Origin of the sequence: Helicobacter vulpis, assembly GCF_003660395.1 — a bacterium.
GTDB classification, from domain to species: domain Bacteria; phylum Campylobacterota; class Campylobacteria; order Campylobacterales; family Helicobacteraceae; genus Helicobacter; species Helicobacter vulpis.
This window is the reverse complement of record NZ_QXQT01000073.1, coordinates 1-800: the sequence shown is the minus strand read 5'-3', so window position 1 is coordinate 800 and position 800 is coordinate 1. Positions and strand designations below refer to the sequence as shown.

Annotated in this window: 1 pseudogene; it reads left to right on the top strand. The window is 43.8% G+C overall.

The features are described from left to right. Positions 1-539: pseudogene (locus EAO38_RS08610) on the top strand (hypothetical protein); the annotation flags it as partial. Between the last annotated feature and the right edge of the window lie 261 nt (positions 540-800).

The window sequence follows — 800 nt, the reverse complement described above, 5'->3', positions numbered from 1 at the left end:
TTAGAAAATCTGGCAAATACACCCAGCCACTAGAGGGCTATCAGATGCCCCCTAAGCCTTCTAAACCTAGCAGGGCTAAAGAAAAGCAGGAGAGTGGGGAGGTTAAACCTAGCGCGGTGATTCAAAGCCCAGAGGAGAAAGAAGCTTTTATTAAAAGCCTTGATTTAAGCGCGCACGCGACCCCTATCCCTAAAGAAATAGACATAGAAGGGTTTTTAAAGAGTTTGAAGGGGGTGAAGAATCATAAGAGGTTTATAGAGCATTTGGCTGATCATAAAAACGGGGAGAAGCGTTTAGCCTATCTTAACCTAGTCGAACCGACTTTAAAAGAGCCCAACCTCAAGCTAATTTTCAAAGATCCGCCTAAAACGGAGTATATTAAAAGTTTTGCTAGGGAAGATGGGCGGTATTTGATCTATATCCTAATCACAAAAGAAAATGATAGTTTGTTGATCACGGGGATACCAGATGTCAAAATGCGCTACATCAAAAAACAAATCAGGGATGCGAGTCTTATCCACTCTTTCACCTCGCTGTGAGCAGGTCTCACCTCAGAGTGAAACGCTTAAGCGTTGAGGGGCTGCGTTTTTAGGGTAGCAAATTTTACTTTTGAATTTTCTTAAGGGAGTGTTTTATTATCATGCACACCACCAAACGATCCTACGATAACCAACTGAATACACCCTTAAGGAGCTTTGCCCATGCTCACCCCCTACCTTAACCAAGTCTTTCAGGCGGACGCGTTAGGCTTTATGCAGGGCTTGCCGGATGCTTGTATAGATTGTGTGTGTATGGACCCG